Annotated in this window: 16 protein-coding genes; 7 read left to right on the top strand and 9 right to left on the bottom strand. The window is 62.0% G+C overall.

The features are described 5' to 3' along the window. Positions 1–189: 189 nt before the first annotated feature. The 5 genes from LB554_RS27205 to LB554_RS27225 all read right to left on the bottom strand — a co-directional run bounded on the left by LB554_RS27205 (position 190) and on the right by LB554_RS27225 (position 3378). Positions 190–516, bottom strand: a complete 327-nt coding sequence (locus LB554_RS27205; protein ID WP_140874868.1) for a hypothetical protein — start codon at positions 514–516, stop codon at positions 190–192. 164 nt (positions 517–680) lie between these two features. Continuing rightward, positions 681–857, bottom strand: coding sequence for a hypothetical protein (locus LB554_RS27210; protein WP_181171156.1), 177 nt, complete (start codon positions 855–857; stop codon positions 681–683). 133 nt (positions 858–990) lie between these two features. Then, a complete protein-coding gene (locus tag LB554_RS27215; RefSeq protein WP_224587892.1) occupies positions 991–2025 on the bottom strand; it encodes a sensor histidine kinase in 1035 nt (344 codons plus the stop codon). Positions 2026–2212: 187 nt separating this feature from the next. Continuing rightward, positions 2213–2377, bottom strand: a complete 165-nt coding sequence (locus LB554_RS27220) for a DUF1328 domain-containing protein (protein WP_010911886.1) — start codon at positions 2375–2377, stop codon at positions 2213–2215. 206 nt (positions 2378–2583) lie between these two features. Next, positions 2584–3378: a response regulator gene (locus LB554_RS27225; RefSeq protein WP_015315397.1), complete on the bottom strand. Its 795-nt coding sequence runs from the start codon at positions 3376–3378 to the stop codon at positions 2584–2586. 216 nt (positions 3379–3594) lie between these two features. Between LB554_RS27225 and LB554_RS27230 the strand changes: the two genes are divergently transcribed. After that, positions 3595–3798, top strand: a complete 204-nt coding sequence (locus tag LB554_RS27230; RefSeq protein WP_140616734.1) for a NepR family anti-sigma factor — start codon at positions 3595–3597, stop codon at positions 3796–3798. Between the two features lie 4 nt (positions 3799–3802). After that, positions 3803–4354 (top strand): RNA polymerase sigma factor, encoded by a 552-nt coding sequence (locus LB554_RS27235; RefSeq protein WP_010911883.1) that lies wholly within the window; start codon positions 3803–3805, stop codon positions 4352–4354. 45 nt (positions 4355–4399) lie between these two features. On the opposite strand, the gene LB554_RS27240 is transcribed toward LB554_RS27235, so the two are convergent. After that, positions 4400–4849 carry a response regulator gene (locus tag LB554_RS27240; RefSeq protein ID WP_140789866.1) on the bottom strand — a complete coding sequence of 150 codons (450 nt, stop codon included), beginning with the start codon at positions 4847–4849 and terminating at the stop codon, positions 4400–4402. A gap of 72 nt (positions 4850–4921) precedes the next feature. Between LB554_RS27240 and LB554_RS27245 the strand changes: the two genes are divergently transcribed. The 3 genes from LB554_RS27245 to LB554_RS27255 all read left to right on the top strand — a co-directional run bounded on the left by LB554_RS27245 (position 4922) and on the right by LB554_RS27255 (position 6629). Next, positions 4922–5683, top strand: coding sequence for a Crp/Fnr family transcriptional regulator (locus LB554_RS27245; RefSeq protein ID WP_140789810.1), 762 nt, complete (start codon positions 4922–4924; stop codon positions 5681–5683). Between the two features lie 120 nt (positions 5684–5803). Beyond that, positions 5804–6130: a YqjD family protein gene (locus tag LB554_RS27250; protein WP_015315401.1), complete on the top strand. Its 327-nt coding sequence runs from the start codon at positions 5804–5806 to the stop codon at positions 6128–6130. A gap of 10 nt (positions 6131–6140) precedes the next feature. Beyond that, positions 6141–6629 carry a hypothetical protein gene (locus LB554_RS27255; protein WP_140720109.1) on the top strand — a complete coding sequence of 163 codons (489 nt, stop codon included), beginning with the start codon at positions 6141–6143 and terminating at the stop codon, positions 6627–6629. A gap of 23 nt (positions 6630–6652) precedes the next feature. Here LB554_RS27255 and LB554_RS27260 read toward each other — a convergent pair whose 3' ends face one another. Then, a complete protein-coding gene (locus LB554_RS27260; RefSeq protein ID WP_224587893.1) occupies positions 6653–8185 on the bottom strand; it encodes a sensor histidine kinase in 1533 nt (510 codons plus the stop codon). A 145-nt stretch (positions 8186–8330) separates the two neighbouring features. Here LB554_RS27260 and LB554_RS27265 point away from each other — a divergent pair, with 145 nt between their 5' ends. Continuing rightward, positions 8331–8531, top strand: coding sequence for a hypothetical protein (locus tag LB554_RS27265; RefSeq protein WP_023774118.1), 201 nt, complete (start codon positions 8331–8333; stop codon positions 8529–8531). A gap of 29 nt (positions 8532–8560) precedes the next feature. Here LB554_RS27265 and LB554_RS27270 read toward each other — a convergent pair whose 3' ends face one another. Then, a complete protein-coding gene (locus tag LB554_RS27270) occupies positions 8561–9481 on the bottom strand; it encodes a diacylglycerol/lipid kinase family protein (protein WP_140616737.1) in 921 nt (306 codons plus the stop codon). A 285-nt stretch (positions 9482–9766) separates the two neighbouring features. On the opposite strand from LB554_RS27270, the gene LB554_RS27275 reads away from it, so the two are divergent. Beyond that, positions 9767–11071, top strand: a complete 1305-nt coding sequence (locus tag LB554_RS27275; RefSeq protein ID WP_224587895.1) for a PRC-barrel domain-containing protein — start codon at positions 9767–9769, stop codon at positions 11069–11071. A gap of 60 nt (positions 11072–11131) precedes the next feature. On the opposite strand, the gene LB554_RS27280 is transcribed toward LB554_RS27275, so the two are convergent. After that, on the bottom strand, positions 11132–12691 hold the full coding sequence (locus LB554_RS27280; protein WP_224587897.1) for an alkaline phosphatase family protein: 1560 nt from the start codon (positions 12689–12691) through the stop codon (positions 11132–11134). Between the last annotated feature and the right edge of the window lie 123 nt (positions 12692–12814).

The raw sequence follows: 12814 nt of genomic DNA on the forward strand, positions 1-12814 counted from the left end.
CCACCCACCCCCGCGCCGATCAAGCCGCCGCCGACGACGTCCTGCTCGGTCGTGGTGCAGCCGCTGACGGCAACCACCGCAACCATGGCAATAAGTATTTTCCGCATAGAGTCACTCCTCACTTGTGTCCACACTTTGGTAAGCTCCAACCGCCATTTAGCACGAAACGACGGCCTTTGCTGCTGCAATTTATTGTTGGCTAAGGTCGTCTTTTTCTGGGCGGTTCGTGTTAGATGCCATGACGAGGTTGGATATGGCCAACGAAGCGTCAAGACTACCATCTGGCCGCACCTTCCAGACAATCTGATCGTAGTCGTCCTCCAGGGCGGGATCGACCGCGAGGCATTTGGCGACGACATGCTGCGCCTGCCCCTGCACGTCGCCCATCGCGAAGGGGCGCTCAGCGGTGCATTCGTCAGCAGTCGCAAAAACACTGACAGGGACCTGCAATTCCCGACATTCGGCCATCGTGTTCGAGCAACCGATCACCAGCAGCAACGCGGCTATGTGTTCCATGACAGATGTTCCTCTGGCCGCATTAACGGCCGGCATCGTCAAAAAGTTCCTGTCATTCCAACAGCGTTACGCGAATAGTTCGGAGAAAACCGCGGCTCCTCACGCTGCGGCGTTAGCCTGCCCGGCGACTTCAATTGGCGCGACGGAGAGGAGAGCAGATTTAGTCAGGTCAACTGCCAGAAAATGGCCAGCACCATGATCGCGGCCGCGGCAAGAACGATCCCCTTCATCAACCCCCTACCTGCTTCAGGGAGTGCCTCCATGGAGGGTTCGGATTCCAGAAATTCGCCCATCGAAACACGGGCGGCTTGTTCCAATCTGTTCATGTCGGCAATCGTCAAGACATTCCTCCCGTACCGTGCTTCGAGCCTGCCAACAATCTCCGAAGGCGGGGCAGGTTCCGACGGTATCTGGGAAAAACAGCATCCGCGCTTATGGTGAACAGCCGGTTAAGGATTGTTGTTTGCCAGGCTCTCACTGCGTCTCGAAATTGCTGTGCGGCACGACAAGGCGATATTCGAGGTGGCCCTCGCCGATATCCAGGTTCGCGGTTCCGTTCAGGGATGCCGGCACCACCCGCTCCAACGCAACGCTTCCGAAGCGCCGTTGACCGCCGCCACCGCGATTGGCTTCTATCGTTTCGGCCCATGTCAGCGACAGCGCAACCTCCCCCGTGGCAGCAGCGTCGAGTTGGGCGGTAACCTCGACGAAGCCATCCGGCCGGGACAGGGCGCCGTAGCTCAACGAGTTGACGGCAAGTTCATGCATCGCCAGCCCGATATGCAGTGCGGCGTTGGGATTGAGGTAAGGATTGGCGCCACGAAAACGGAGGCTGTGCGACGGGTTCGCGCCATAGCGGCCGACCTGGCCCGCCACCAGTTCATGAAGGGCTGCCCCTCGCCAATTGGAGGATGTCACCAGATCCTGGGAGGAGGCCAGCGACTGCAGCCGGCCGCGGAAGCGCGTCAGGAAATCGCCGATGCCGTCGGAATAGCGACCGGTCTGGGTCGCGATGCTCTGGATGATCGCCAGGAGGTTCTTCGAGCGATGGCTGACTTCCCGCAGCAGCGTCGTCAACGTCTGTTCACGCCGCTTTTGCTCGGTCGTCTCGACCATGGTGGTGACGACGCCCTGTACATCGCCATCGTCGCCTCGGTCGGCATCGACCCAAATCTGAAACCAGCGAACGCCATTCTCGACCGGGACACTGATTTCAAGGCGCTGGGGATTGCCGGTCGCGATCACATCGCGCTTGGCGGCGCCGATGCGGTCGGTCTGCGCCGTCGGCAAAATGCCGTTGCCATCGACATCGTCGGAGGCCCACGGGGCGCGCATGTTGCGGGCCCATACGGTCTTCATCTCGCGATCCTGATAGAGGACGGAAATGCCGGCATTGTGGAGCGCGTGGAGAAGAGCCCGGCCAAGCTGCATGCCGCTCTCCGCGGGATGCAAGGCGATCACTTCATCGCCCCGTGCGCCTTCCTCTCTATCTGAAGTCCTAGAGCGCATCGGTCAACCTGTCCACCCCAACTCTGACTGAACCGCTCACCTGCCACATCGGTTCCAAATGAATCGGGATAACCACCCTTCCTAAAGCGGTCCGCCGGACGGCGTCCAGTAAAGGACACCGCCCGGCGGTGGCTGGAAACCGTTTGAGGGGTGCGGCTTCCAGTGTTCCTCTATTCAGTCGCCAGGCTCACGCCCGTCTGAAAAGGCCGGCCAAAAGCGAAATGACCAGGAATGCGAGGAAGATGAAGAACAATATCTGCGCGATACCGGCGGATGTGCCGGCGATGCCGCCGAAACCAAGCGCGCCGGCAATAATCGCCACGACGAGAAATACGAGCGCCCAGTAAAGCATGGTTCATCTCCTTCCAATGATACGGTGAAAACGTGGGTAAATGCGGTTTGTTCCACCATTCGCCGAAAAAGCCGATGCTTGCAAACCGTTCCAGGCAGCGCGGGCTGGAAATTCGCTGGCGGCCGATCCGGCTTGTCAAGAAGGCCACCGAATGCATCGCACCCAGTGGCCTTTTATGTCCTTGTCCGGCTCGCGGAGGCCGCGATTTATGCAGCGGCCTTGGCCTGCCGATCGAAGAAGAGCGCCTGGCTGATCAGCGCCTTCACCATGTCGGGATTGAACGGCTTGGTCACGAGGAAGGCAGGCTCCGGACGCTCTCCGGTCAGCAGACGCTCGGGAAAAGCGGTGATGAAGATTACCGGCACCGATGTCGACGAGAGGATTTCGTTCACCGCCTCGATGCCCGAGCTGCCGTCGGCGAGCTGGATGTCGGCCAGCACCATCTTCGGTCGGGTCTTGCCGAACATCGTCACCGCTTCGGCATGGGTGCGCGCCGTGCCCACCACCCGATGGCCGAGGCTCTCGACCATCTCCTCTATATCCATGGCAATGAGCGGCTCATCCTCGATGATCAGCACGTCGGTCGCCACCTGACGGGAAATCTCGTTGCTTGCCTGGGCAAGCAGCTCGGAGAACTGCTGGTCGCCGACATCGAGGATCTCGGCCGCCTCGTCCTCGCTGAAACCTTCGACGGCAACCAGCAGGAAGGCCTGGCGGGGAAGCGGCGCGATCGCATTGAGATTGGCGGCCGCGCGCTGTTCCCAGCCCGCCTGTGTCTGCTCTTGCGGAACGCGGATGGCAACCGATGTGAAGAGCTTGGCGAAAACCTTGTATAGTGCGATCCGGTCACTCGACGCCTCGGGGAAGATGTCGACATCGGCAATGATCGCCTCAAGCATCGCGGCGACCAGCGCGTCGCCGCTCTCCTGCGATCCCGAGACGGCACGCGAAAAGCGCCGCAGGAACGGCAGATGCGGAGCGATGGTGGCGGACAAGCTCATAATAGACGTCTCCCTCAGATGACGCGTTGAACGGATTCCAGGCTATGCCGATTGCAAGCCCCGTGGGAACAACGCCGCTTTTCTGAAAAAGTTCCGCCGATATGGAACGAATCACCGGCAATGGCGTTTTAGTGCCGGGATGGGCAACCAGACGAGGGTGCCGCTTGCCTTGTGTTGTGTTGTGAGCGGCTTGAGTTCTGGGAAATAAAGGGCGAAATGAAGGACATGACCAAAGATATTCTGGCTGGCGTCACGGGCAGGCGCCGGAACGGCGACGGCGATCCGTTAGGGCCGAATTCCGAAATCGGACGCAAACTCAAACAATATTACGACGAGCTGGTCTCCGACAATGTGCCGGATCGCTTCGCCCAGTTGCTCAGCCAACTGGAACAGGCCGAACCCGCACAGAAGAAGGACTAGGGACATGGCAGCGGTCTCCCAAGGCTTCAAGACCGATCTGCTTGGGGCGATCCCGAGCTTGCGGGCCTTTGCCGTGTCGCTGACGCAGAATGCCGACAAGGCCGATGACCTCGTTCAGGAAACGTTGGTCAAGGCCTGGGACAAGCATGAAAGCTTCCAGCCCGGCACCAACCTCAAGGCATGGCTTTTCACGATACTGCGCAATGAATTCTATTCGCAAATGCGCAAGCGCGGTCGCGAGGTGCAGGACAGCGACGGCATCATGACGGCCCGGCTTGCAGTGCACCCGGCCCAGCACGGCCAGCTCGACCTCAAGGATTTTCGCGGGGCACTCGAGCAATTGCCGGAGGACCAGCGCGAAGCCATCATCCTGATCGGCGCATCGGGTTTTTCTTATGAGGAGGCCGCCGAAATCTGCGGGTGCGCGGTCGGAACGATCAAAAGCCGCGTCAGCAGGGCCCGCACGCGCCTGCAGGAAATCCTGAAAATCTCAGGTGAGGACGAGTATGGCCCCGACGCGATTTCGGCTCAGGTCACGGGAACGGCTGCGCATTGAAATGCGGGGCCGCATAACGGCGATTCGGACGTTGTCGCGTCAGTCTCAGCCAGGGGAGCCGCGACCATAGGCCAGCGCCACGGCCTCGACGAGGTCTTCGCCCGAATAGGGCTTGGTGACCAGCCTCACCCCCGGGAAGGACGCCTTGATCTCATCCGCATCCGAATAACCGGACGCAAACACGAACGGGACGCCGGTCTCACGAAGGCCTGCGGCAAATTCGAGCGTCGAGGCGCCACCCAGCATCAGGTCGACAATGGCCGCGTCGAAATCCTTCGCGACCTTCCGGCCATCGACCTCGGCCAAATCGCGGGCAACCACCACCTCGCCTGCACCGTGGTCACGGCAGAGTTGCTCGACATCCATGGCGATGAGGAACTCATCCTCCAGGACAAGAATGCGCAATCCATCAAGTAATTGGGGCACAGGCAATTGCTCCTTGAAACGCCGGGAGTCATGATCGCAATTTGGTGTGTTGTCATTTAAAAAAGACATCCGCCGACAGGCCGATCTCGGCAACACGCAAAAACAGACCTGCTCACGGCAGGCATTCGCAAGGGGGTCGAAATGCCGAGCCAGACCGGGCGCTCTTCCTCAAGCCGTCAATACCCCTGCGAGCAATGCCCGTTGCGGTCCCTGCCGGTGTTCCGGGAGTTCGAGAAGCCGGAGCTGGCCTTCATCAGCAAGTTCAAGAAGGGAGAACTCGCGGTCGACAAGGGTGCCACGGTTCTCGTGGAAGGAAGCCACAGCGCGCATCTCTACACTGTGCTGTCCGGCTGGGCGTTCCGCTACAAGCTGCTGCAGGACGGCCGCCGGCAGATCCTCAATTACCTCATGCCCGGCGATCTCATCGGTCTGCAAGGCAGCGTCATGGGGGAAATGCAGCATTCCGTCGAGGCGCTGTCGCCAATGCTGCTTTGCGTGTTCGAACGCGACAATCTGCTCGAGATCTACCGCAACCATCCGGGCCTCGCCTACGACATCACCTGGATCGCTTCGCGTGAAGAGCGGATGCTGGACGAGAACCTGCTCAGTGTCGGCCGCCGCAGCGCAATCGAACGCGCCGCCTATCTTGTCGCCTTCATCGCCAGCCGCGCCAAGGTCGTGGGCCTGAACGGCACGCAGTCCATCCAGATACCGATCACGCAGCAGCACATCGCCGATACGCTTGGCTTGTCGTTGGTTCACACCAACAAGACAATCCGCAAGCTGATGGACCGTCAGCTGATCGTCTGGCGCGACGGCGGTTGCGGTGTCGTCGACATTGAAGGTCTGAAACAGCTCGCCGGCTGGGAGGGGCTGTCCGAGGGCCGCCGGCCGCTGATCTGACCGACACCTTGCCGGGGCGGATCGGGTGCGCGTGACCGGGTTTTCGGGTAGTTTGTCTCGACATCGGAACCTTGAGACGCAAGGCGCGTTTGAAATCGAGCAATCACAAGGAGTTAAGCAATGGCCACCGTCGCAGGGAAGACAGCCAACGAAGCGCGGACGAATCCGGATCTGGAAGCCGACATCAGGCAGCTGAAGGCCGATATCGACAAGCTCACCAAACAATTGGCCAAGACCGGTGAACACGGCTACGGCACGGCGCGGCGCGCGGCGGCCGAAGGCGTCGAACAGTTGCGCGCCCAAGGGGAGGCCGCCTTCGACAGCTTGCGCGGTAATGCCAGGGATATCGAGGCGCAGATGGTGGCAAGCGTACGCGAAAAGCCGGTGACGTCGCTGGCTATCGCCGCCGGCGTCGGCTTCCTGTTCGCGCTGCTCACGCGTCGCTAGTTCCGCCGAGATGGGACTGCTGGCATCGTTGCTCTCGGGTTTCGCCTCGGGCGAAACCGTGGCCGCCATACGTCGAGCACGGACGGCGGCCATCGTCTATATGCTTGCCGCGCTGGCGGTGTTTTGCGGTATCGGCTTCCTGGTCGGCGCGGCCTATATCTGGGCATCGGCCCGCTATGGATCGCTGGCGGCGGCGATTGGTTTCGGTGTCGGCTTTCTGGTCATCGCAGGCCTTGTTCTTTTGACCCATCGGCTGATGTCGGGCACGCGGATGCGCCGCGAGGCTAGGCGGCGCAAGACCGACATGAAAGCGATCGGCATTACGGCCGCGCTGGCTGTGCTTCCGGCATTGCTCAAAGGTGGGCTCAAAGGTGGGCTCAAGGGAAAAGGTGGGCTCGGGGTTATTCTTGGTCCGGCCGTGGCACTCGCGGCCTATGCCATCTACCGCGAGAATGTGAAGTCCGACACCGACCACCACCCGGATGCCGGCGAGGGGTAGTCGCGCCGGCGGCCATGCTCACGTCATCTCGACAGATCTTCCAGCGGCATCGATATTTCGGCGAAGACCCCATCGCGCCGGAATTCGTGGGTTACTTCGCTCGAAATGACCTTGGCCAGGCTGCGCCGGATGAGGATCGAGCCGAAGCCTTGCCGCTCGGGCGGCGCTACTTCAGGACCGCCGCTTTCGCGCCAGGTGAACACCAGGCGCCTGTCACCATTCTTGCCTTGGGCTTTCCAGTCGAGATCAACCTTGCCTGACGCAACCGACAGTGACCCATACTGCAGCGCGTTGCTGGCCAGTTCGTGCAAGATCAGCCCGAGGCCGACGGCCTGATCGGGAGACAGCAGCAGATCGGCGCCCGAGATTGCCAGCCGCGGCTGGGCGGCGTTGTCGAAAGGCCTGATCTCGATCTGGACGAGTTCGCGGATGCCGATACCGCGCCACTCGCGGTCGGACAGCAGGCCATGGGCGATACCCAGGGCTTGAAGCCGGGCGCTGAAGGCTTTGAGGAATTCGCTCGGTTGGCGGGCATGGCGCACGGTCTGCGTCGCCAGCGCCTGGACCGTCGCCAGCGTGTTCTTGACCCGGTGGTTGAGTTCACGCAGCAGGAGCCGTTGCCGTTCGTCACCGAGCTTGCGTTCCGAAATGTCGTAGTTGACGCCGAAAATCAGCGTCGGCTTGCCTTCGCCATCGCGCTCGATGACACGGCCGCGCGTGGCCACCCATCGCGGTGGATGGAAGCCATTCACCCGGTATTCGCCAAAATAGTCGTCACTGCCGGTCAAGGCATCACGAAAGCTGGTTTCGGTCTGGTGGACGTCGCGTGGATCGATGGCTGTCAGAACATCGCGGGCCCGCAACCTTGTCGAGCGCGGCAGGTTGAACAATTCCGGCAATCGGACGTCGCAGTCGATGACGTCGGTGCGGACGTCCCAGGCCCAACTTGCCAGCGAAGCAGCATCGAGGGCGACGGCGCGCCGCTTTTCCTCGCGCGCGAGCGCGGCTTCGGCGACAGCGCCGGTGCGGGTCGCGTGCTTCAGGGTGAACAGGCTGCCGGCGAGGCCGGCGAGCGTTTTCAACTGGTCCAGCTTGGACCGGGACGGGTGGGCACACGGCTTGCGGTGCATGACGCACAGGGTTCCGATCCGCGCTCCCGCGACAATGATTGGGACGCCGGCATAGAAGCGCACATGATGCTTGCCGGTCACCAGCGGATTGGCGTGGAAACGCTGGTCGGCCGCTGCGTCCGTCACCACCATCGGCTCATCGCCAGCGGCGATGGCGTGCGCACAGAAGGAAATGGCTGTCGTAATCTGTGTTTCTTCCATGCCAGAACAGGATTTGAACCATTGCCGATCGAGGTCGACAAGTGTGACCAGGGCGATTGGCGCGCGCATCACGGCGGCGGCAAAGCCGCCGATGCGGTCGAAATCCGGGTCGGCCGCCGTATCCAGCATCTCAAGCCAGTGCAGCACGGCCAGCCGGTGCTCGTCCTGCACGGCGCGCGCAACCTCGGCCGGCAGACCGGCTGCTGTTTCCACCCTGCTATTCAAACCAAGTTCCCGTGACTTGTCTTGATGTCCTTGCCGTCGCCGGCCCGGGACAGCCCTGCAGCCGGAACCATCCTTGCGAGGGACCGTTACCCGAGCGTGATTTGCCGATCGCGTCAGCCGACGCGAAACCAGACGAGGACCCGCCATGGCCAGGAACATTCCCGAAAACAAAGCGCGTCAGGGGCGGTGGGGCTGGCATGGGTTCCGAATCCTGATCGCCGGACTGCTCCTGGTGCTCGTCGCCTGGGGCGTCGCCGAGATCTACGGCGTGTTGATCAAGGCGCCGAACAGCGACGAGCAACATGTCCCCACGCCGCCGAGCACCAGTCCGGCGCCCTCCGGCTGAAGTCAGTCCCTTGATGACTTCACACAGCATCAGGCGGCCTTCACCTGGGCGACGCTGGCCGGCACCAGCACATTGAGCGCTCCAGGTTTGATTTCGATCGTCGTCTCACGATCGAGCCTGACCAGTTCGCCGTCCATGACGGCGCGGAATTTCCTGCCGCCGGAATGGATTTTGAGGGTCACCCTGTCGGCCTGGTGGATTTCGACATGTTCGTTGTCACGCCACTTGCCGCGCGCCACGTTGAACAAAAACTTGACCAGTTCGGCGCGCTGCTGCGCTACCGTGACGTAAATGCCGAGCACGCCACCGGCTGGATTGTCGGCATAGGGCAGGTGACCTTCGCCGAAGAGATTGTTGGTCACGCCGAGGCCGGATATGCGGGCAGTCATCTCCGCTTCACCGATGCCGAGCGTGACCTTCATTGCCGGCGGGTTCTTGATCGTCGCCCAGGCTGCCTTGGCTGAAGCGCCGATCTTGCCCAGGCGTGAGCCGAATTCCATGCCCTGGCGCAGTTGCACCATCTTGGCATGCATGCCGATCGAGAACTGATGAACGAAAGGCTGGCCATTGGCCGTTGCCATGTCGACTGCGATGATTTCGCCGTCGGCAAAGGATTTCAGCGCCGCATCGAGCGACTGCGGAATACCAAGGCCGCGCGCGAACAGGTTCATGGTGCCGGCCGGCAATATGGCGAGCGCCTTTTTCCTGCCCATCAGCCTGGCGGCCGCGGCCGAGATGGTGCCGTCACCGCCTCCGGCGAGCACGACGTCGACGGTGCGGCGCGACGCAGCGCTGTCGAGGGTGTCAACGACGTCCTTGCCGGCAACGATGTCTATGCTGAGAGAGTGGCCCGCCGATTCCAGCGTCTGACGCATCCGGTCCGAAAAGGCGGCGAGATCGGTGGTGCGCAAGGTGCCTCCGTCCCGGTTCAGCACCGCTGCGAATTTCATGCCCCGCTCCGCTGCTCACTTCATACGGGCCGGGGTACCCCAGCCGACGGCTGAAACGCGGCAAACCAGGAATAGTTCCGGCAGGGCTGGAATCTATGGCCAGACCCTGGTTTTCGGCAGCGGGCGGTCAGATACGCTTCTTGGATTTGACTTCGGCCATCGCGGTTTTGTCGGAACAACAGCATGGTCACGACGTTGTGAACCTGCAGAGATGTCGCGTCCGATCCCAGCGAGGGGTTCAACCGGGCGCGGCATGTACGAAATCAGGCACGAGGAGAGACCATCATGATCCGCACCCTTTTAGCGACGACCGCCCTTGCGACAATGGTTGCAACCGGCGCCTTCGCGCAGAGCGCTGCAACCCCAGCCCCAGCGAACCAGCCCGCCGCCCAGGAGCCGGCCGCGACGGCGCCGGTGCCGCGCGCTGAAGGCAGCATCGTCACCAACATCATCGGCGAAACCGTCTACAATGGCACTGGCGACAATGCCGAGAATATCGGCAAGGTCACTGACGTGGTCTTCGACAAGGACGGCATGGCGAAATCCGTCGTCATCGGCGTAGGCGGTTTCCTTGGCGTGGGAACCAAGAATGTCGCCTTCGACTACGACAAGCTGCAATGGGCCGAGAAGAACGGCGATCGCTGGCTGGTGGCGCAGACCACCAAGGATGAACTGAAGGCGCATCCGGAGTTCGACAGCAAGGCTTACGCGCCGGCCCCGGCCGCAGCGACGACCGCACAGGCGCCGGCCACATCGACCGACACCGCGCAGCAGTCCACGAACGCCGAGCCGGTCAAACCGGCTGATGGCAACCTCGCCACAAACATCATCGGCGAAAATGTCTACAACGGCACCGGCGATGACGCCCAGAAGATCGGCGATGTGAACGACATCGTGCTGACCAAGGAAGGCAAGGCGCAGTCGCTGATTATTGGCGTCGGCGGGTTCCTGGGCATGGGCGAAAAGAACGTGGCTTATGATTTCGCCAAGGCGCAGTGGGCACAGAAGAACGGCGACCGCTGGCTGGTGGCGCAGACCACCAAGGAAGAGCTGCAGGCGCAGCCGGATTTCAACCGCAAGGCCTATGATCCGGCGCCGGCAACGACGGCATCCAATGAACCGACGCCAACCGCGCCCGCAGCGGCGCCGTCCGCCGCGACAGCTCCCGCCGCCGCTCCGGCGGACAAGACTGCGGCGGCGCCGGCTGACGCCACGGCTCCTGACCAGACACAGACCGCGGCCATCGACAAGTCCAAGCTTACCGAGATGCCGGTTGGAGAGATCAGGGGCGACGACCTGAAGGGTACGACGGTCTATGGCGCCAACGACGCCAAGGTCGGTGAGATCGGCGATGTGGTGCTGACCCCCGACAAGAAACCCGACGCCGTGATCGTCGATGTCGGCGGCTTCCTCGGCATTGGCGAGAAGGAGGTCGCGGTCGGCATGGATAATTTGAAGTTCATGACCGACAAGAACGGTAAGAAGTATCTTTATACGACCTTCACCAAGGAGCAGCTCGAGAAGCAAGCGGCTTACGACAAGGGCTCCTACGCCCAGAAGCGCGACGAGCAGCGTCTGATCGTCCGGTAGAATACTTCGACAGACAAGGATACTTCGATAGGCAAGGATACAGGGCGGTAGGGTAATCCCCTACCGCCCTGCTTGCGACGTGGAATATCCAGCCACTCCGTTTTCCGTCAGTTCCAAGAGGGCAAGCGACTGGTCGAGATGTTCGGCCCGCCAGGCGAGCAGCCTTTCGGCGAATTCCAGCCGGGTGGAACGATGTGCCGGGCTGCCGGCGAGGTTCTTCAATTCGCCAGGGTCGTCCTCCACATCGAAAAGCAGCGGCGGCAGGCCGCCGCCAAAATGCACGTACTTGAATTTCTTCGTGCGGATGACAGCGAGGTTGCACTGGCGCGAGGTGATGCCGAAGTGCCGTTCGGCTTCACCGCCGGCGATCGAGCGAAAGTCGAACTCCCAGTGCGCGGCGTCGCGCCAAATGGCGGGCGTTCCACCGCTCAGGAAGGGTTTCAGCGAGCATCCGTCAAGGTGCGGTTCGGGAGCCACGCCGAGCAGGTCGATGAGCGTAGGCAAAATATCCACCGCTTCGGTGAAGCGATCGACAGCGCTGCCGGCAGCCTTGCGGTGGCGTGGATCGCGGATGATCAGCGGGATATGGTAGCTGCCGTCGAAATAGCCGCCCTTACCCAGCATGAAGTGGTCGCCCATCATTTCGGCATGGTCGGAGGTGAGCACGATGATGGTGTTGTCCCACGCGGCTTCGGTCTTCAGCGCTTGCCACAGGCGGCCGAGCTGCGCGTCCACCTCCGAGATCATGCCGTAATAGATCGCCCTGATGCGGCGGAAATCATCCTCGCTCCAGTCGTGCACTTTGCCCGCGGCGCCGGGGCGGAACTTCGCTCGTTTTTGGCGATCGAGATCATAGGCGACGTAGGGGTGGCCCTGAGATTCGGCGCGCCAACTTTCCGCGCGGTGAAAAGCGGGGCCGTCCGCGGGATCGTATTGAGTGTTGTACGGTTCCGGTACGATGAAGGGCGGATGCGGGCTGATAAAGGAAAGATGCGCAAACCACGGCGTGGCCTCGTCCTGCTCGCCCAGCCAGCGGATGAACTCGCCGGCAAGGAAGGCCGTCGGCGTCTGGTCCCTGGAGTAGACGGGTGGCGCTTCGGTCACCGCACCGTCGACCTCGCCCACCGGACGATGAATGTCAGGACTTCCAGCGCCGGCATCGATGCCTTGCTGCTTCAGCCAGGACAGCCACTGCTTCTGATGTTCGGGCAGCAATTGGCGCGCCGTGAAGCCGGGCAGAACACCCTCATAGCTGTGCAACCGCGGATCGGCCGGTGCAAGCTGGCGCGGATCGAGCGACACATCGGTATAGCCGAACAAGGTCGGATCGTAACCGACGCTGCGCGCGGCGAGCGCAATATTGCCATGGCGGGCGTCGAGCGGCGTGCCGTTGCGGCAGACACGATTGTTCATCTGATAGAGGCCGGTGTAGAGGCAGGCACGGGCCGGTGAGCAAGGCGCCGCGCCGCCGTAATGGCGCTTGAACAGCACGCCGTCGGCGGCCAGCGCATCGGCATTCGGCGTCTTCACCTGGGGATGGCCGACAGCCGACAGGCAATCGCCGCGCCACTGGTCGCAAGTGATGAGAAGGACATTCGGCCGCCTGCCTTTTCCAGTCACTTGCGCTTACCCCTCTCCAGCACGTCGAATGCGCACATGGAACCGATTCCATCCACCGCGCAAGGCCAGGGCTGTTTGCTAAACGGTGAACAAGGATCTTGGGATTGTTCACTTTTAAGGCAC

Origin of the sequence: Mesorhizobium sp. CO1-1-11 (assembly GCF_020164995.1) — a bacterium.
Taxonomy (GTDB): Bacteria; Pseudomonadota; Alphaproteobacteria; order Rhizobiales; family Rhizobiaceae; genus Mesorhizobium; species Mesorhizobium australicum.

Coding starts and splice junctions, on each gene's coding strand:
- LB554_RS27270 (WP_140616737.1), bottom strand. CDS start 9,481: ATGAAATTCGCAGCGGTGCTGAACCGGGACGGAGGCACCTTGCGCACC.
- LB554_RS27275 (WP_224587895.1), top strand. CDS start 9,767: ATGATCCGCACCCTTTTAGCGACGACCGCCCTTGCGACAATGGTTGCA.
- LB554_RS27205 (WP_140874868.1), bottom strand. CDS start 516: ATGGAACACATAGCCGCGTTGCTGCTGGTGATCGGTTGCTCGAACACG.
- LB554_RS27250 (WP_015315401.1), top strand. CDS start 5,804: ATGGCCACCGTCGCAGGGAAGACAGCCAACGAAGCGCGGACGAATCCG.
- LB554_RS27265 (WP_023774118.1), top strand. CDS start 8,331: ATGGCCAGGAACATTCCCGAAAACAAAGCGCGTCAGGGGCGGTGGGGC.
- LB554_RS27240 (WP_140789866.1), bottom strand. CDS start 4,849: ATGTCTTTTTTAAATGACAACACACCAAATTGCGATCATGACTCCCGG.
- LB554_RS27220 (WP_010911886.1), bottom strand. CDS start 2,377: ATGCTTTACTGGGCGCTCGTATTTCTCGTCGTGGCGATTATTGCCGGC.
- LB554_RS27215 (WP_224587892.1), bottom strand. CDS start 2,025: ATGCGCTCTAGGACTTCAGATAGAGAGGAAGGCGCACGGGGCGATGAA.
- LB554_RS27245 (WP_140789810.1), top strand. CDS start 4,922: ATGCCGAGCCAGACCGGGCGCTCTTCCTCAAGCCGTCAATACCCCTGC.
- LB554_RS27235 (WP_010911883.1), top strand. CDS start 3,803: ATGGCAGCGGTCTCCCAAGGCTTCAAGACCGATCTGCTTGGGGCGATC.
- LB554_RS27255 (WP_140720109.1), top strand. CDS start 6,141: ATGGGACTGCTGGCATCGTTGCTCTCGGGTTTCGCCTCGGGCGAAACC.
- LB554_RS27225 (WP_015315397.1), bottom strand. CDS start 3,378: ATGAGCTTGTCCGCCACCATCGCTCCGCATCTGCCGTTCCTGCGGCGC.
- LB554_RS27230 (WP_140616734.1), top strand. CDS start 3,595: ATGAAGGACATGACCAAAGATATTCTGGCTGGCGTCACGGGCAGGCGC.